General features: G+C 58.5%; 21 protein-coding genes. 10 read left to right on the forward strand and 11 right to left on the reverse strand.

Features of this window, described 5'->3' with window-relative positions:
- Window positions 1–3: 3 nt before the first annotated feature.
- From mrdB to lipA, 6 genes are all read left to right on the forward strand, one after another.
- On the forward strand, window positions 4–1116 hold the full coding sequence (mrdB, locus tag ACR6A7_RS05715) for a peptidoglycan glycosyltransferase MrdB (RefSeq protein ID WP_434124125.1): 1113 nt from the start codon (window positions 4–6) through the stop codon (window positions 1114–1116).
- Between the two features lie 10 nt (window positions 1117–1126).
- A complete protein-coding gene (gene rlpA / locus ACR6A7_RS05720; RefSeq protein WP_434123880.1) occupies window positions 1127–2206 on the forward strand; it encodes an endolytic peptidoglycan transglycosylase RlpA in 1080 nt (359 codons plus the stop codon).
- A gap of 129 nt (window positions 2207–2335) precedes the next feature.
- Complete coding sequence (dacA, locus tag ACR6A7_RS05725) at window positions 2336–3547, forward strand: D-alanyl-D-alanine carboxypeptidase DacA (protein ID WP_434123881.1); 1212 nt, start codon at window positions 2336–2338, stop codon at window positions 3545–3547.
- A gap of 100 nt (window positions 3548–3647) precedes the next feature.
- On the forward strand, window positions 3648–3911 hold the full coding sequence (ybeD, locus tag ACR6A7_RS05730; RefSeq protein ID WP_033751835.1) for a DUF493 family protein YbeD: 264 nt from the start codon (window positions 3648–3650) through the stop codon (window positions 3909–3911).
- 81 nt (window positions 3912–3992) lie between these two features.
- Window positions 3993–4652 (forward strand): lipoyl(octanoyl) transferase LipB, encoded by a 660-nt coding sequence (gene lipB, locus ACR6A7_RS05735; RefSeq protein WP_434123882.1) that lies wholly within the window; start codon window positions 3993–3995, stop codon window positions 4650–4652.
- 169 nt (window positions 4653–4821) lie between these two features.
- A complete protein-coding gene (gene lipA, locus ACR6A7_RS05740) occupies window positions 4822–5787 on the forward strand; it encodes a lipoyl synthase (RefSeq protein WP_434123883.1) in 966 nt (321 codons plus the stop codon).
- A 103-nt stretch (window positions 5788–5890) separates the two neighbouring features.
- On the opposite strand, the gene tatE is transcribed toward lipA, so the two are convergent.
- From tatE to ACR6A7_RS05770, 6 genes are all read right to left on the reverse strand, one after another.
- Window positions 5891–6094 (reverse strand): twin-arginine translocase subunit TatE, encoded by a 204-nt coding sequence (gene tatE, locus ACR6A7_RS05745; protein WP_033751842.1) that lies wholly within the window; start codon window positions 6092–6094, stop codon window positions 5891–5893.
- Window positions 6095–6197: 103 nt separating this feature from the next.
- Window positions 6198–6968, reverse strand: coding sequence for an amino acid ABC transporter ATP-binding protein (locus tag ACR6A7_RS05750; RefSeq protein WP_434123884.1), 771 nt, complete (start codon window positions 6966–6968; stop codon window positions 6198–6200).
- Window positions 6965–7921 carry an amino acid ABC transporter permease gene (locus ACR6A7_RS05755; RefSeq protein WP_434123885.1) on the reverse strand — a complete coding sequence of 319 codons (957 nt, stop codon included), beginning with the start codon at window positions 7919–7921 and terminating at the stop codon, window positions 6965–6967. The genes ACR6A7_RS05750 and ACR6A7_RS05755 overlap by 4 nt, the downstream gene beginning before the upstream one ends.
- Entirely contained in the window at window positions 7918–8805 is an 888-nt protein-coding gene (locus ACR6A7_RS05760; RefSeq protein ID WP_434123886.1) for an ABC transporter substrate-binding protein, read from the reverse strand. Before ACR6A7_RS05760 ends, ACR6A7_RS05755 begins: the two co-directional genes overlap by 4 nt.
- Before the next feature lie 21 nt (window positions 8806–8826).
- Window positions 8827–9621, reverse strand: a complete 795-nt coding sequence (locus tag ACR6A7_RS05765; RefSeq protein ID WP_434124126.1) for a deaminated glutathione amidase — start codon at window positions 9619–9621, stop codon at window positions 8827–8829.
- Window positions 9621–10589: a substrate-binding domain-containing protein gene (locus ACR6A7_RS05770; protein WP_434123887.1), complete on the reverse strand. Its 969-nt coding sequence runs from the start codon at window positions 10587–10589 to the stop codon at window positions 9621–9623. The genes ACR6A7_RS05765 and ACR6A7_RS05770 overlap by 1 nt, the downstream gene beginning before the upstream one ends.
- A 131-nt stretch (window positions 10590–10720) precedes the next feature.
- Here ACR6A7_RS05770 and ACR6A7_RS05775 point away from each other — a divergent pair, with 131 nt between their 5' ends.
- On the forward strand, window positions 10721–12076 hold the full coding sequence (locus ACR6A7_RS05775; protein WP_434123888.1) for an aminotransferase class I/II-fold pyridoxal phosphate-dependent enzyme: 1356 nt from the start codon (window positions 10721–10723) through the stop codon (window positions 12074–12076).
- Here ACR6A7_RS05775 and ACR6A7_RS05780 read toward each other — a convergent pair.
- From ACR6A7_RS05780 to pagP, 3 genes are all read right to left on the reverse strand, one after another.
- The gene (locus ACR6A7_RS05780; protein WP_434123889.1) at window positions 12060–12485 is read right to left on the reverse strand and encodes a GNAT family N-acetyltransferase; all 426 of its coding nucleotides are present in this window, start codon (window positions 12483–12485) and stop codon (window positions 12060–12062) included. The two genes, ACR6A7_RS05775 and ACR6A7_RS05780, sit on opposite strands and share 17 nt — an antisense overlap.
- A 254-nt stretch (window positions 12486–12739) precedes the next feature.
- Window positions 12740–12949 carry a transcription antiterminator/RNA stability regulator CspE gene (gene cspE / locus ACR6A7_RS05785; RefSeq protein ID WP_033751857.1) on the reverse strand — a complete coding sequence of 70 codons (210 nt, stop codon included), beginning with the start codon at window positions 12947–12949 and terminating at the stop codon, window positions 12740–12742.
- A gap of 151 nt (window positions 12950–13100) precedes the next feature.
- A complete protein-coding gene (gene pagP / locus ACR6A7_RS05790) occupies window positions 13101–13670 on the reverse strand; it encodes a lipid IV(A) palmitoyltransferase PagP (RefSeq protein ID WP_434123890.1) in 570 nt (189 codons plus the stop codon).
- Between the two features lie 390 nt (window positions 13671–14060).
- Between pagP and ACR6A7_RS05795 the strand changes: the two genes are divergently transcribed.
- The gene (locus ACR6A7_RS05795) at window positions 14061–14273 is read left to right on the forward strand and encodes an ECs_2282 family putative zinc-binding protein (RefSeq protein WP_434123891.1); all 213 of its coding nucleotides are present in this window, start codon (window positions 14061–14063) and stop codon (window positions 14271–14273) included.
- 17 nt (window positions 14274–14290) lie between these two features.
- Here the strand turns inward: ACR6A7_RS05795 and ACR6A7_RS21130 are convergent, their stop codons facing one another.
- The gene (locus ACR6A7_RS21130; RefSeq protein ID WP_445260702.1) at window positions 14291–14380 is read right to left on the reverse strand and encodes a small membrane protein YohP; all 90 of its coding nucleotides are present in this window, start codon (window positions 14378–14380) and stop codon (window positions 14291–14293) included.
- Between the two features lie 251 nt (window positions 14381–14631).
- Between ACR6A7_RS21130 and ACR6A7_RS05805 the strand changes: the two genes are divergently transcribed.
- Complete coding sequence (locus ACR6A7_RS05805) at window positions 14632–14877, forward strand: hypothetical protein (protein ID WP_434123893.1); 246 nt, start codon at window positions 14632–14634, stop codon at window positions 14875–14877.
- A gap of 50 nt (window positions 14878–14927) precedes the next feature.
- Entirely contained in the window at window positions 14928–15146 is a 219-nt protein-coding gene (locus ACR6A7_RS05810; RefSeq protein WP_434123894.1) for a hypothetical protein, read from the forward strand.
- Between the two features lie 33 nt (window positions 15147–15179).
- Here ACR6A7_RS05810 and gntT read toward each other — a convergent pair whose 3' ends face one another.
- Complete coding sequence (gene gntT / locus ACR6A7_RS05815) at window positions 15180–16496, reverse strand: gluconate transporter (protein WP_434123895.1); 1317 nt, start codon at window positions 16494–16496, stop codon at window positions 15180–15182.
- Window positions 16497–16713: the final 217 nt, after the last annotated feature.

A 16713-nucleotide genomic window follows, 5' to 3' on the forward strand; every position in this document is an offset into this window, starting at 1 on the left:
TCGATGAATGACAGCCCGCAGAAAAGATCGATCTGGATGCGAATCCATATTGACCCGCTATTTATGCTGGTCATCCTGGCGCTGCTCGCCTATAGCGCCATCGTAATCTGGAGCGCCAGCGGCCAGGATCCAGGCATGATGGAGCGTAAAATCGGCCAGATTGCGATGGGCCTGGTGATGATGCTGGTGCTGGCACAGGTGCCGCCGCGCGTCTATGAGGGCTGGGCGCCCTATCTCTATATCGTCTGCGTCATCTTGCTGATCGCGGTGGACGCTTTCGGCCATATCAGTAAAGGGGCGCAGCGCTGGCTCGACCTCGGCGTGGTGCGCTTCCAGCCCTCAGAAATCGCCAAAATCGCCGTACCGCTGATGGTGGCGCGCTTTATCAACCGCGATGTCTGCCCGCCGACCTTGAAGAATACCGGCATCGCGCTGATCCTGATCTTTATGCCGACGCTGCTGGTCGCGGCGCAGCCCGACCTCGGCACCTCTATCCTGATTGCCGCCTCCGGACTGTTCGTGCTGTTTCTTTCCGGCATGAGCTGGAAGCTGATTGGTGTGGCGGTGCTGCTGGTGGCGGCCTTTGTTCCGGTGCTCTGGTTCTTCCTGATGCACGACTACCAGCGCGACCGCGTGATGATGCTGCTCGATCCGGAAAGCGATCCGCTCGGCGCGGGCTACCATATTATTCAGTCTAAAATCGCGATTGGCTCCGGCGGATTGCGCGGCAAGGGCTGGCTGCACGGCACCCAGTCGCAGCTGGAGTTTTTGCCGGAGCGTCACACCGACTTTATCTTTGCCGTGCTGGCGGAAGAGCTGGGTCTGGTGGGCGTGCTCATCCTGCTGGTGCTCTACCTGCTGCTGATCCTGCGCGGGCTGGTAATCGCCGCGCGCGCCCAGACCACCTTCGGCCGCGTGATGGCGGGCGGATTAATGCTGATTTTGTTCGTCTATGTTTTCGTTAATATTGGCATGGTAAGTGGTATCTTACCGGTGGTGGGCGTCCCTCTGCCGCTGGTCAGCTATGGCGGCTCGGCGCTTATCGTCCTTATGGCGGGATTCGGCATCGTTATGTCGATCCATACTCACAGAAAAATGTTATCTAAAAGCGTTTAAGAGGCTGCACATGCGTAAGGAATGGCCTGCTGTTGCTCTGGCACTACTGGTTTTGACTGCCTGTACCACCACTCAGGAACCGCAAAACACCGCGCCGCCGCAACCGGCCTATAGTGGCCCGGTGGTGGAAATCCCGGGCGTCGAGCCAAAATATGAGCCCGTTAATCCCGGCACCAGCCAGGATTACAGCGCGAACGGCAAGTCTTACCGTATCGTGAAGGATCCCTCTAACTTCAGCGAAGTGGGTTTAGCCGGCTGGTACGGCGAGGAAGCGCAGGGCAAGCGCACCGCTATCGGCGAAAGCTACGATCCCGATGCGCTGAGCGCGGCGCACCCTACGCTGCCGCTGCCCAGCTACGTGCGCGTGACCAACCTCGCCAACGGTCGCCAGATCGTGGTGCGCGTCAACGATCGCGGTCCTTATACGCCGGGACGCATTATCGATCTGTCGCGTGCGGCGGGCGATCGCCTCAATATCTCTAACAATAGCCGCGTGCGCGTCGACTACATCAAGGTTGCGCCGGATGGAACCCTCTCTGGCCCCGGCACTATTGGCACCGTAGTGGCGAAGCAGAGCTACGCCCTGCCCGCCCGCCCCGATCTCGGCGGCAACGGCGTGATGAACGGCAGCAGCGCACCTGCCGCCGCGCCGGTGCCGGCGCAGGATATTCGCGCCGTTGATAACCGTACCCTGCAGAGCAACGGCGAGATGGGCGCACCTGTCAGCAGCAGTGGCTTCCTCGGCGCCCCGCAGCCGCTGGCAAATGGCGTGCTGGAGGGCAGCGAGCCTGCGCCACAGCCAGTCGCCGCGCCTGTGGCCGTACCCGCGCCGGTCGCCAGCAGCGCGACCGCGCAGCCGTCCGGCAGTTTCGTGGTGCAGGTGGGCGCTATTAACGACGCCGCGCGCGCGCAGCAGATGGCGCAGAGCCTCGGCGCAAAATATGGCGTGCCCGGCTCGGTGGAGAATGCGGGCAACAACGTCTATCGCATTCAGCTCGGCGGTTTTAAAAACCGCGCCGACGCCGCTGCCCTGCAGCAGCGCCTGAACGCCAACGGCCAGGCTTCATTTATCACCAGCGCGCGTCGTTAAACACACGGCTTGCCGCGCCGGACATCTCTGCTAACAACAGAATGCCAAAGCCAGATGCCTGTAAAACAGGCATTTGCTATGATGAGCCACTTTTTTTAACCTTAACTCACGGATGTTGTAGTCCATAACATGAACACGCTGAAACCCTCTCGTTTTCTGAAACGCCTGACAGTGGGATCACTGGTCGCCTTTTCACTCAGCCACGTAGCATTTGCTGATGACGTTAACCTTAAAACAATGATCCCGGGCGTGCCGGATATCGATGCCGAAGCCTATGTGCTGATCGACTACAACTCGGGCAAAGTGCTGGCCGAGAAGAACGCCGATGCCCGTCGCGATCCCGCCAGCCTGACCAAAATGATGACCAGCTATGTAATTGGTCAGGCGGTCAAAGCAGGCAAGATTCACCAGGATGATATCGTGACCGTCGGCAAAGACGCCTGGGCGACCGGCAATCCGGTGTTCAAAGGCTCGTCGCTGATGTTCCTGAAGCCGGGCGATCGCGTGCCGGTTTCCCAGCTGACGCGCGGTATCGTGCTGCAGTCGGGCAACGACGCCTGCGTGGCGATGGCGGACTACGTCGCCGGCAGCCAGGATGCCTTCGTCGGCCTGATGAACAACTACGTGAAGGCGCTGGGCCTGCAGAATACCCACTTCCAGACGGTGCACGGCCTGGACGCGGACGGCCAGTACAGCTCGGCGCGCGATATGGCGCTGATCGGCCAGGCGCTGATTCGCGACGTGCCGGATGAGTATTCGGTTTATAAAGAGAAAGAGTTCACCTTTAACAATATCCGCCAGACCAACCGCAATGGCCTGCTGTGGGATACCAGCCTCAATGTTGACGGCATTAAAACCGGCCACACCGAAGCGGCAGGCTACAACATCGTCTCTTCCGCTACCGAAGGCCAGATGCGTCTGATCTCGGCAGTGCTGGGTGGCCGCACCTTCAAAGGACGCGAAGTCGAGAGCAAAAAGCTGCTCACCTGGGGCTTCCGCTTCTTTGAAACCGTGGCGCCGCTGAAGGCGGGCAAAGAGTTCGCCTCTGAGCCGGTCTGGTTCGGCAACAGCGATCGCGTACAGCTGGGCGTGGAAAAAGACGCTTACCTGACCATTCCGCGCGGCCGTATGAAAGATTTGAAAGCCAGCTATGTGCTGACCAACAGTGAACTGCACGCCCCGCTGCAGAAAAACCAGGTGGTAGGCAGCATCAACTTCCAGCTTGACGGCAAGACCGTAGAACAGCGCCCGCTGGTGGTGCTGAACGAAGTGCAGGAAGGCGGATTCTTCAGCCGCATCATCGATTACATCAAGCTGATGTTCCATCACTGGTTCGGCTAAATGGCCTGGCGGTTGAAAAGTCGCCACGTCGTCGCCATAACTACGCTATGATAATGCTCCCGCTTCGGCGGGAGCCTGTTTTTTATGCACCGGAGTCAATATGAAAACCAAACTGAATGAACTGCTCGAATTCCCTACCCCTTTTACCTATAAAGTGATGGGACTGGCGCAGCCGGAGCTGGTTGATCAAGTGGTTGAAGTGGTGCAACGCCATGCGCCAGGCGACTACTCGCCCGACGTCAAGCCAAGCAGCAAAGGCAACTACCACTCGGTATCGATCACCATCAACGCCACGCATATCGAACAGGTGGAAACCCTGTATGAAGAGCTGGGCAATATCGATATCGTGCGCATGGTGCTGTAAGTGCCGGCGTCGGCGAAGGGTCTTGGTCTTGCCCTTTGCCGACGTTATACTCAGCCTTTCCTCCTTAACCGGACCGCCGTTTTGTCAGCAGATACGCTTCTTATTCGTCAGCTCGGCCAGCGCGACTGGCAACCCGTCTCCGATGCCATGCATCAGTTCACCGATCGCCGTAACGGCGACAGCCGCGACGAAGTCTGGCTGGTGGAGCATCACGCCGTTTTCACCCAGGGACAGGCCGGCAAGGCCGAACATCTGCTGATGCCGGGCGATATTCCGGTGGTCCAGAGCGATCGCGGCGGTCAGGTCACCTATCACGGCCCGGGCCAGCAGGTGATGTACGTGCTGATTGACGTTAAGCGCCGCAAAATCGGCGTGCGCCAGCTGGTGACCGCGCTGGAAGAGACGGTGATCGGCACGCTGGCACACTTCGGCGTCGCGGCGCGCGCGCGTCCCGACGCGCCGGGCGTCTATGTCGGCGAGGAGAAAATCTGCTCGCTCGGCCTGCGCATCCGTAAAGGCTGCTCGTTTCACGGTCTGGCGCTTAACGTCGCGATGGATTTAACCCCCTTTCTGCGCATCAACCCCTGCGGCTACGCCGGGATGCGCATGACGCAGCTCAGCGCTTTTCAGCCCGGCGTCAGCCTGGCAGACGTGCAGCCGCTGCTGGTGGCCGCCTTCGCACGCCAGCTGGGCTTTACCCAGGTTGAGTGGCTGGCGGCTGAAACTGCGCCGCTGCCTTAACCGTGCATGCGACTTTACAAAATTGTAACTTTTCCCGCCGCCGGACGGCTGCTTCTGCCAGGCGGAACTGATATAATTTTTGAAATTTTATCAAATAAAGTTGAAAGCTTTACCACTGACCTGAAGGCGAAAGCTCTCACTACGCAATCCGACCGGAACCTGCAGACTTATGAGTAAACCAATTCAGATGGAACGCGGCGTCAAATATCGTGACGCAGATAAAATGGCGCTGATCCCGGTGAAAACCGTGGTGACAGAACGTCAGGAGCTGTTACGCAAGCCCGAATGGATGAAAATCAAGCTGCCTGCGGATTCCAGTCGAATCCAGGGCATCAAGGCGGCGATGCGCAAAAACGGCCTGCACTCGGTGTGCGAAGAGGCCTCCTGCCCTAACCTGGCCGAATGCTTTAACCACGGCACCGCGACCTTTATGATCCTCGGCGCCATCTGCACCCGCCGCTGCCCCTTCTGCGACGTGGCGCACGGCCGCCCTAACGCGCCAGACGCCGGCGAGCCGCTGAAGCTGGCGCAGACTATCGCCGATATGGCGCTGCGCTATGTGGTCATTACCTCGGTGGACCGCGACGATCTGCGAGACGGCGGCGCGCAGCACTTCGCCGACTGCATCAGCGCGATTCGCGAAAAGAGCCCGACCATCAAAATAGAAACCCTGGTACCTGACTTCCGTGGGCGTATGGATCGCGCGCTGGAGATCCTCACTGCCACTCCGCCGGACGTCTTCAACCACAATCTTGAGAACGTGCCGCGCGTCTACCGCCAGGTGCGTCCGGGAGCCAATTACGAGTGGTCGCTGAAGCTGCTGGAACGCTTTAAAGAAGCGCACCCGTCGATCCCGACGAAATCGGGTCTGATGGTGGGCCTGGGTGAAACCAATGCGGAAATCATCGAAGTGATGCGCGATCTGCGCCGTCACGGCGTCACCATGCTGACGCTGGGCCAGTACCTGCAGCCGAGCCGTCACCATCTGCCGGTTCAACGCTACGTCAGCCCGGCCGAGTTCGACGAGATGAAAGAGGAAGCGCTGGCGATGGGCTTTACCCATGCCGCATGTGGTCCTTTTGTACGCTCCTCCTATCATGCGGATATGCAGGCGAAAGGTCTGGAAGTGAAATAAGCTCCGCCCTGTCGCAGGCAATAAAAAACCAGACGCTGTAAGGTCTGGTTTTTTTATGTCCGTGAGAAATAAATATTTACATCTATTCTCTGGCGGTCATGCATCACTCTTTATGGGTGACGCGCTCTGCCGGAACATCTTCAGCCGTTGTCTTGGTTGCGGTGGGTTCTTCATCTTTCATGGCTTTTTTAAAGCCTTTGATCGCGGAGCCCAGATCGCCACCCAGTGAACGTAACTTGTTGGTGCCAAAAAGCAGTACGATGAGCGCACCGATGATCAGCAGTTTGGCAATACTGATACCTTCCATACTTTACCTTTCAACCTAAGCGAAAATGAACAGTGCTATTTACGCGCAGATCGCCGCCAACCTCAACTAGATTCTGTAACAGAGTAAGATTGTTGATGCAGCGTTAAATAAAACGGCTCAGAAACGCCTGGGTGCGCGGATGCTGCGGCTGGGCGATCACCTGCTCGGGCGGCCCCTGCTCCACTACCACGCCGCCATCCATAAACACCACCCGATCGGCCGCTTCGCGGGCGAAACCAATTTCGTGGGTCACGACGATCATGGTCAGTCCCTGATCCGCCAGCGTGCGCATGGTGGCCAGCACTTCCCCGACCAGCTCCGGATCAAGCGCCGAGGTCGGCTCGTCAAACAGCATCAGCGTCGGCTTAATCGCCAGCGCGCGAGCGATCGCCACACGCTGCTGCTGACCGCCGGAAAGATGCCGCGGCCAGGCGTCCGCCTTGTCGCTCAATCCTACCGTCGCCAGCAGCGATCGCGCATAGGCGATGGCTTCGTGACGCGGAAATTTATGCACGCCGATCGGCGCTTCGATAATGTTCTGCAGCACCGTCAGGTGGGGATAGAGATTGAACTGCTGAAACACCATACCGATCTTCTGCCGCTGGTGGGCAATCTTACGTGGCGAGAGACGATGCAGAATGCCCTTTTTCAGCTCGTAGCCAATCTGCTCATCTCCCACCATGATCGAACCGCCGTTCATATCTTCCAGATGGTTGATGCAGCGCAGAAAGGTCGATTTTCCCGAGCCGGACGGCCCGAGTATCACCACCACCTCGCCGGGAAAAACGTCGAGATCGATCCCTTTCAGTACCTGGTTATGGCCGTAACTTTTATGAACGTTACGCGCGCTGACCAGGGGTGCAAGCGTACTCATATATCCTCCTTTTGCATCAGGCGCGCGCCGGAGAGCGGCGTGGATGCCTGCGGTTTCGCCGCCTCGACCGTGCGGCGGGTGCCGCGCGCATAGTAGCGCTCTATCGCCGACTGGCCGACGTTCAGGATCGAGGTAATCAGCAGATACCAGATTACCGCTACCATCAGCATCGGGATAATTTCAAAGGTGCGGTTATAAATAGCCTGCACCGAATAGAGCAGGTCGCCCATTGCGATGACGCTGACCAGCGAGGTCGCCTTAATCATGCTGATCAGCTGGTTGCCGCTGGGCGGAATAATGGCGCGCATCGCCTGCGGAATAATGATGCGTCGCAGCGCGCGGCTGCGGCTCATGCCGAAGGCCTGGGTGGTTTCAACCTGGCCGTTGTCCACCGACAGCAGGCCGGCGCGGATAATCTCCGCCATATAGGCCGCCTCGTTCAGCGCCAGCCCGGCGATGGCCGCCGTCAGCGGCGTGATCAGGTCGTTGGTGTTCCAGCTCGCCCAGGTCACGGATGTCCAGGGCAGCGTCAACGAAAGCGTGGGAAACAGCGTCGACAGGTTGTACCAGAATATCAGCTGCACCAGCAGCGGCGTGCCGCGAAAGAACCAGATATAGAGGCTAGCGATGCCGCTCAGCAGCCGGTTCTCCGACAGACGCCACACCGCCAGCAGCAGTCCCAGCCCGGTGCCGAGGATCATTGAGACGACGGTCAGGCCGAGCGTGATTTCCAGCCCCTTCAGCACCGATTCCTCGGTAAACCACTGCAGCACCACCTGCCATTCGAAGTTAGGATTGGTCGCCACCAGCCAGAGAAAGTTGGAGCCGAGGATCAGCGCCACAATCCAGGAGACCCAGCGTCCCCAGGCGGGCGCGCTGCGGGCGAAAGCCACGTCGCGCTGCTGCACGTCGGGCCTGTCCGTGGCTCGTGTATTGTGGATGTCTGAACTCATTTTACCGCCCCTTTCGCCAGGTTGAGACCCGGCGCGCTAATCATATTGCCGTCCAGCTTCCACTTTTTCATGATGGCGGCGTAGGTGCCGTTTTGGTAAAGCACCTTATAGCCATCCAGCACCACCTGGCCTAACGGCGATCCTTTCGGCACCACCGTGCCCTGGAAAATATCGCCGAAGCCGTTTTTCTGCCCTTTGCCCGCCAGCTCAAGCTGACCGCTCGCCTGCTCAATAAAATATGTCAGCGGCGCCTGCGAGGAGAAGAAGGCGTCAGATCGCTTCGAGCGTACCGCCAGAATCGACGAAGGCTGATCGGTAAAGGATTGCACCACCACGGCCGGTTTACCTGCCGCCACGCACGCTTCCGACTGTTTGCGGATCACCTGCTCTGCCGATCCGGCCGCCATCACCGCGATGCGTTTGCCGCAGGTATCCTCCAGCCCGTTAATCTTTTGCGGATTGCCTTTTTGTACCCCGAACACCACGAACTCCTGCACGAAGTCGATAAAGTCCACTTTCTGCTGACGATCCGGGTAGTCCCCAATCGGGCCGATCGCCAGCTGATAGCGCCCCGAGTTAATGCCGGAGAGCACGCCAGAAAGACCGCTGACCGTGGCGTGTTCGATTTTCACCCCCAGCAGCTGGCTCAGCGCGCTGCTGAGGTCGGCGGAAGCGCCGTCCATAGCATGCGGGCCGTTGACGATTTCATAGGGCGGAAAGGATCCGTTGTTAACCGAGATCATCTTGCCCGCCTGCTTAATGGCGTCGGGCAGGCGGTCATGCAGTCCCTGGTCAACCTGCTGCGTTGGAATAGCCTCGGCGGCGTGGGCCAGCGAGGCGCTCAGGCCAAGCGCCAGCAAAATGGCGGTTGCACTCTTTTTCACGGTGATTTCTCCCAGACGTGCTTATTCTGTTTTAAGTTCTGGACGGACGAAGCGACGATTTTCCAGTACCGGCAGCACGCTGCGCGCATAGGCGATACGCTGCGGATCGAGCTCTGCAAACACCAGCGCGGTCGACTCCGGCGCTTTGGCGATGGCGACGCCCAACGGATCGACGACCAGGCTGTTGCCGATATTGCGCGGGCCGCACTCGCCCACCGCTACCATATAACAGGTGTTTTCCAGCGCGCGCGCCGTGGTGAGCAGTTCCCAGTGCATCTCTTTCAGCGGACCTTTCACCCAGGCGGCGGGCAGCACCAGCACCTCGGCGCCGTCCAGCGCCAGACGCCGCGCCAGCTCAGGAAAACGCACGTCGTAGCAGGTCATCAACCCCACCTTCATGCCGGCGACCTCAACCAGCGGCGGGATAGCGGCACCGGGATTAACGCGCTGTGATTCCTGCATGGCGAAGGCGTCGTAAAGGTGCAGTTTTTCATAGGCGGCGATGATTTCGCCGTTGCGCAGCGCAACCAGCACGTTCAGCGCTTTGTCGCCCTCAGTCGGCACATGAATGCTCATCATGGTGGTCAGCGCGCTGTCACGGCTTTTTGCCAGCAGCTGCGTCAGAAACGGGCCGTCCAGCGGCTGGGCCGCTTTCAGCACCAGATCGGGATCGGCGATATCACGCGCCAGCACCCCTTCCGGCAGCACCAGCAGATCGGCGCCGCCTGCTTCGGCGCGCGCCATCAGATCGAGGCAGATAGCCGCGTTTTCCTGCCACTCGCGGCTGACCGCGAACTGCCCCATCGCTACTTTCATCATATGTCCCCCTTGCTGGCCGCCGGGAAGAGCGCTTCCGGCGTCAGGCGCGTTTTCGTTAAACCCTGCAGATAAAGCTCATCGGCGAAGTCGGCAATCATCTTCTTGTTAACCTCAAACCCGTTCTGATTCCAGCTGGCGGGCAATTCCTGCGCGGTGCGTCGCAAATCGTCCAGCAGCCAGGGCGTGGTGTCGGCGTACTTCTCCCGCTTTTGCATCCACAGCCGCCATGAGCGATCGATAATCTCGCTGAGCGCCTGCGGCAGCCAGGGGTGCGCCTCGGCCAGCGCCGGCTTGAGCGCCAGGATATGAATACCCGGCACATAGCCGACGCGGCGGAAATAGTCGCGCTCCGCCTGCTGGAAATCGACCTGTAGCTGACGCAATCCGGAGTCTGGCAGGAAAAAGCCTTCCGGCATAAAAGGCGTAAACAGCGCGTCCAGCTCCCCTGCCCGCAGCAGATCGAGCAGCGGACGCTCGCCCGGCGCCGCCTCGATGCGGCCTGGACGGCCAAAGCCTGCCAGGCGATCGACAACAGGATGCGCCTCCGTCAGGCGACCGGCATACCAGTAAGCATCGTCGATCTCTATGCCCGCCTCGCGCAGCACGGCACGCGTCCAGGTGTTGCCGGAGTCCTGCCAGCCGGTGACGCCGATACGCTTGCCTTTCAGCTGCGCTGGCGTCGTGAGCGGGCTGTCGACGGTGGTGATAATGCAGCGCTGACGAAAGCCGCGCATCAGAAAGTGCGGCAGCCCGAGCAGGCCGGTTTCGCCGCGCGCGCGTCCCTGGGCATAGCGGCTGAAAGAGACTTCACCGCCCTCATAGTCGGAACTCACTGCCAGGTTATCGACCAGCGTGCCGACGCGGTCAATCACCAGCTCAAAGCCCTCCGGCCGCAGGTCGCCCAGCGCCAGCGGCGTAAAGTAATCCCAGTCGCGCACGGCCAGTCTGACGGTTAATCTGCTCATGTTTGCCCCGTTAGCAGGCAGCGCCCTGCGGCGCCGCTTTTTTATTCATCAAATAGTGCTTGAAATTGATACTAGTTCGGGAATACTAATCTGAACAATCATTAATTTGTTACTGAACAAAGTATTTTCTTATGACGCAAACGGTGGATATCGACTGGCTGAGCGAGCAGATAAGCGACGCTTCAGTAAAAGGCATTGCGCTGGCCGCTTCCACGCTGATCCGCGAGGGCAAGATTACGGTAGGTATGCAGATGCCTGCAGTGCGCGAGCTGGCGGAGAAGCTGGGGGTCAGTCCGGCAACGGTGTCGGCGGCCTGGGGGCAGCTTAAAAAACATAAGGTGCTGGCGGGTAAAGGACGCAGCGGCGTCTGGGTGTCGGGCAATACCGTGATGCCGCGCCCAATTCGCTTTGAAAAGATCGGCAACTACGGCGACAGCATCCGCGCCGATCTGGCGATGGCCTCGCCCGATCCCGCGCTGCTGCCCGATCTGCAGCCGGCCCTACAGGCCGCGCTGCAGTCGCCGCATCTGAACAGCTATGTACGCGAAGCCATTTCGCCGGTGCTGTTGTCCGCTATTAAGCCGCGCTGGCCTTATGCGGCCGAAGCTTTTCTGGCGACGGACGGCGGCTTTGACGCGATGAATCTGGTGGTGCAGACGCTGGTATCGCCGGGCGATCGCGTGGTGATTGAGGATCCCACCGCCACGCGACTGCTGGATATGCTCGATAACGTCGGTGCGGAAATCCTGCCGTTAGCCTGCGACGATGAGGGACCGCTGCCGGAGATGCTTGCCGCGCTGCTGCAGAAGTCGCCGGTAATGGTGATTTACCAGCCGCGTACCCATTCCGCGACCGGCAACAGCGTCAGCGAAGCGCGCCAGGCCGCGCTGGCGCAGACGCTGGCGCACAGCACGACGCTGATTGTCGAAGATGACGGGCTGGGCGATCTCTCCGCGACCCCCGCCTGGAGCCTCGGCAATATTTTCCCTGACCGCACGCTGCACGTCCGCTCCTTTTCCAAAGCGTACGGCCCCGATCTGCGGCTGGCGGTGCTCTCCGCGACGGCGGAGATGGTGAGGCGCATTCAGGCGTGGCGTAACTTCGGCGTCAGCTGGACCAGCCGAATTTTGCAGGATAGCGTCGCCTGGCTGCTGCAGGACGCCGCCACGCAGGCGACCATCGCTGACGCGCGCGCGATCTATCGCCAGCGTCGCGAGCACATGCTGGCGGCGCTGGCGGCGCAGGGGCTGCGGCTGCCGATGCGCGACGGCCTGAGCATCTGCATACCGGTGGCGTCGGAGCAATATGCGATGATCACTCTGGCGGCGCGCGGCATCGCCGTGCTGCCCGGCGAACGCTGTCGGCTGGGGCCGACGCAGTTTATCCGCGTCAGCATCGCCTGTTTGCAGGAGAGGCAGCTGGAGATGCTGGCCAGTGCGCTGGCGATTGCCGCCGGACGCGAGACGCGGCTTAGCTCAGACCTTTGATATGGTAGCGCGGCGACTCTTCATAGCCTTCGCGCAGGTAAAACTGGTTCGCTTTGAGCCGCGAGGCGTGGCAGTGTACTTCCATACGGTCGCAGCCGCGCTGCATCGCTATCGCTTCGGCGTGCTGGAGCAGCTGCTGACCAACCCCCTTGCTGCGCTCCCCTTCTGCGATGCAAAAATAGCTGATGCGCGCAAAGTCGCCCGCCAGCGCCAGCTGAGGAATAAAATGCATCGACAGGAATCCCAGCACCTGGGTGCCGTGCTCCGCCACCAGCAGCATCTCATCGGGATCGCTGCGCAGCTGGGCAAGACGTTTGTCGATAAAGCTCTCGGTGCCGCCATAGCCTAATTCGGCCAGCAGTGCACCGAGCGCAAAGCTGTCTTTCGCCTGTGCCTGACGTATATTCATCCTGCCTCCTGAAGAAGATAATGCTGCCGCTCTGTTATATAGCGTCGGCAACAAAAAAGCTGTAAATAAGGATTGTTATAATAATGTTATGAGGATTTTATGTGACTGGCGCCGCAGTTCGTGCGGCGTCAGGCATGCATCGTGCACGAATCAGGTGAGGCGAATGCTGGTCAGCAGGTGGGGCAGGTTTTGCGCCTTTTTAAGGCATAAAAAAACCCGCCATAGGGCGGGTTTTTGAAATTCTGACTGTTAACTTACAGGCTGATAACGTTAGCAGCAGATGGGCCTTTGGCGCCTTCGGTGATTTCAAACTCTACGCGCTGACCTTCAGCCAGAGTTTTGAAGCCGTTGCTCTGGATAGCAGAGAAGTGTACGAACACGTCTTTGCTGCCATCTTCCGGAGTAATGAAACCGAATCCTTTGGATTCATTAAACCACTTAACGTTACCTTTAATCTTGGACATCTATATTACCTTTACATGAAAAATGGACACTAAACTGTGTCGCCATCTAGTACAGCAATTGCCGTGACATTTGTCCAGTGAGAATTGATGAAAAAGTGATAAATATCGCCTTTTTTTCACTTCTCCCCCGCCTGGCCGATGCCCCGAAAAGTTAAAACTGAAACCGCAGCCAGGCGAAGTAAACGTTGCCGTTATTGTAAGTGCCCGGAATATAGGTCATCTGAAAATTCAGCGGTCCATAACCTACCGACGCCAGCGGCAGCAGCGCGGGCACCGGAATATAGTGCCAGTTATCGCGCGCCGTGACGCCAGCGGTATAGCCCGCGCCGATATGGAAACGGCTCCCGTCGATGGGATGCCACGTCGCCTCCCAGCCGTAGCCGGTGAACGGCTCCCACTTGTTATAGGAGTCCTTGAAGGCCATCAGGTAGAGGCCGTGCCAGTTGCCCTTGTCGTCATAGCGCGAGATGCCGCCGCCCGCGCCCCAGGGGCGCTCATTGTAGCGCCGGATATGCTCGTCGTCGTAGGTCCAGCGATTATGCCAGGTGATGGCAGGCAGATAAAAATCGCTGTTCTGCGGCTGATGCCAAGTCTGCTGCACGTTGCTGGTAAAGGTATTCCAGCCGTTCTGTGCAGGCGAAAGCGCCGCAGCCTGAAGGGAAGATGAAAAAATAAGCGCGGAGCAGGTGCCGACTATGGCGCCTGAAGAAAACCGGTTCACAACTCTTTTCCTGTATAAATCGGCGGCGCATCGATCGGCTTGCTCCTGTCCGATCGCTTACGTCCTGGTTGAATACAATCCTGCGTCAGGGGCGCGATTATATCTGACTGAAACCAAACCGAAACCAAACTGAAACCAAACCGAAAAAAGTGACGTTTTTAGACGCCTGTACAGGGCGGCTTGCGCCCTTTCAATGCTTTGTCAGGTCGCTTCTGGTATGCCACTCCGCGTCAACGTCACCCAAAGCAACAGTAACAACATGCAATTATCAAATAATTAAACATAAATTCAAAAAGATAACGCGCATTAATTGTTTAGGATTTTTGATAAATAAACTGGAGGGATTTGTTAGAATGTCGCCTGTTCGATTGAGGCAAGGAGAGCAGTAGTATGGTAATGAAGATTCGCTGCACCGCCTGTGGCAGTGCGAAGTTTACTTTTACCCACAATCTTTCAGCCGATCCGGCCTTTCATGGTGCACGCTGCGCCAGCTGCAATAAGCGCCTGACGGCACGTGATCTGCTGCCGAACACGTTCGGCGATCCTATCGCGCGCTGTCTGGTTGCGCAGGCATCAAAGAAAAGCAGAAGCAAGGGCACCTGAGCGGTGCCCGCGTTGATTCAGAAAATTAACTTAAATACGCCGGTCAGCGTCAGTAATCCAACAATGAAAATGATGGCGATAATCCACAAAATTATTTTCATATCCATGTTCCTTTGCCAGTAAAAAACCTTTCCAGATAAGAGTATAGACTGTCACTGCGTTTTTGCTGGGCTCCTTTCCACGCAGGCCTGCGCGCCTGCTCTCCAGATAAGCCTGAACTATTTTTGCGACGCCGGTCGCAGCAGCTCTTTTTTTAACCGCCTTACGCTTCGTTTCCCTCTTTTGCATCCGCTAAACTTTTAGCGGCAAAGGCAGGCCTCTGCGACGATCACCGTTAGATGAGCAAGAAGGAGACACCATGAGCATGATAAACACCAGTATGGGTCGCTACAGCCTCAAGGCGAAAAATGCTGGCGACCATATTAAAGGGTCTTTCGCTATCAATGATGAAGGCGGCACGCAGCTCAGCATGCAAGAGTTCAATGAGCACTATATTGATGATGTTATCAACAATGTCATCTACCCCGTGACCGGCGGTAATCGCGAAATTTCGCGCGCACTACGCGAGCAAATGGTCAAAGCCGGCTTTGAACAGCCGCATTAACCGCCTCTTTGGGCCACGCATTGTGGCCCATCTCCTCTCCTGAATTCTCAATGCTGAATGAAGCAGAAGCCTTTCTCGACTGGGTGAGACGATCGCCGCAGAGCGGCAGCGAGCCGATTCAGGTGCCGGGAGAGTGGGAAGAGGCGAGTCGCGCGCAGCGCGAGGGAAACCTGCTGGGCGCCAGCAGCTGGAGGCAAATTTGCCTGGCGGCGACCCAGATGGGAATATCTGACGAGAAGCTGGCCGCGTTTCGCGCGCTGGCCAGCTAACACGCATCGCCGGGCGACGCCCGGCGGTGAAGCTTAAATCACCATCGACAGCAGCATACAGCCCACCAGACCGCACACCGAAATAATGGTTTCCAGCGCCGACCAGGAGCGGATGGTCTCGCCAATCGTCAGGTTGAAATACTCCTTAAACAGCCAGAAGCCGGGATCGTTGACGTGGGAGAAGATGACGCTGCCTGAACCTACCGCAATCACCATGAGCTCCGGGCTGGCACCGCTGCTGGCGATCAGCGGCGCGACGATGCCGCCCGCGGTAATCGCCGCCACGGTGGCGGAGCCGAGCGCAATACGCAGCACTGCGGCAATCGACCAGGCCATAAAGATCGGCGAAACGTTGCTCTCCTGCATCATCGCGGCGATATATTTATCGACGCCGCTGTCTACCAGGACCTGTTTGAACGCCCCGCCGCCACCGATGATCAGCAGCATCATGGCGATAATTTTAATCGAATCGGTAATGGTGCCCATCACCTCATCCATGCTGCGTCCGCGATTGAGGCCAAAAGTAAAGATGGCGATCAGCACCGCGATCAGCGTCGCCATTACCGGGTCGCCGAAAAACTCCGCATAGGGCAGCAGCACATGCCCTTTCGGCAGCACCATTTCCGCCAGCGCGCGCAGCGCCATCAGCACCACCGGCACCAGCGCGGTCCAGACGCTGACGCCAAAGCCCGGCATCTCTTCTTCGCTAAAAGTTTTCGGGTTATAGAGCCCTTCCGGGATCGGTTTATCGATGCTTTTCAGGAAGCGGGCGTAAACCGGACCGGCGAGGATCACCGTCGGGATGCCGAGCAGCGTGCCCCACAGCAGGGTTTTGCCCATATCGGCGTTAAACAGCGTCGCGATCGCCGTCGGACCGGGATGCGGCGGCAAAAAGCCGTGCGTCACCGACAGCGCAGCCGCCATCGGCACGCCGACGTAGAGCAGCGGCACGCGCGCCGACGCGGCGATGCTGAACACCAGCGGCAGCATCAGCACGAAGCCAACCTCATAAAAGAGCGCGAAGCCGACGGTAAAACCGGTCAGCACCAGCGCCCACTGAATATGCTGCTTGCCAAACTTCTCAATCAGCGTGGTGGCGATGCGCTGCGCGCCGCCGCAGTCGGCCAGCAGTTTGCCGAGCATGGCGCCGAAGCCCATAATCAGCGCCAGACTGCCGAGCGTGCCGCCGACGCCGTTTTTAATCGAAAGGATCACTTTGTTGACCGGCATGCCCTGCATCATGCCGACCACCAGCGCCACCAGAATGAGCGCGATAAATCCATTAAGTTTGAAGCGGATCATCAGCAGCAGCAGTAACGCCACGCCGAGCGCCACAATAAGTAAGGGCATAGGTTTTCTCCACCTTACTGACCGGCCAGCGCCAGCAGCATATTGTTATCATGAGTCCAAAACGGACATTGGGTACGGCATCGAAAAAAGGGCGTAACAGCCAGATACAACCTGTTACCAGTAACATGTTAAGGGTAACATCCTGATGAAAGCACCTCCCCGCACGGGCTGAATTTCTGTTTTGCGAAGGTGATCAACTTTTCATCGCCGTGTTATC

The sequence above is a fragment of the Pantoea phyllosphaerae genome (assembly GCF_051025595.1).
Lineage (GTDB): Bacteria > Pseudomonadota > Gammaproteobacteria > Enterobacterales > Enterobacteriaceae > Pantoea.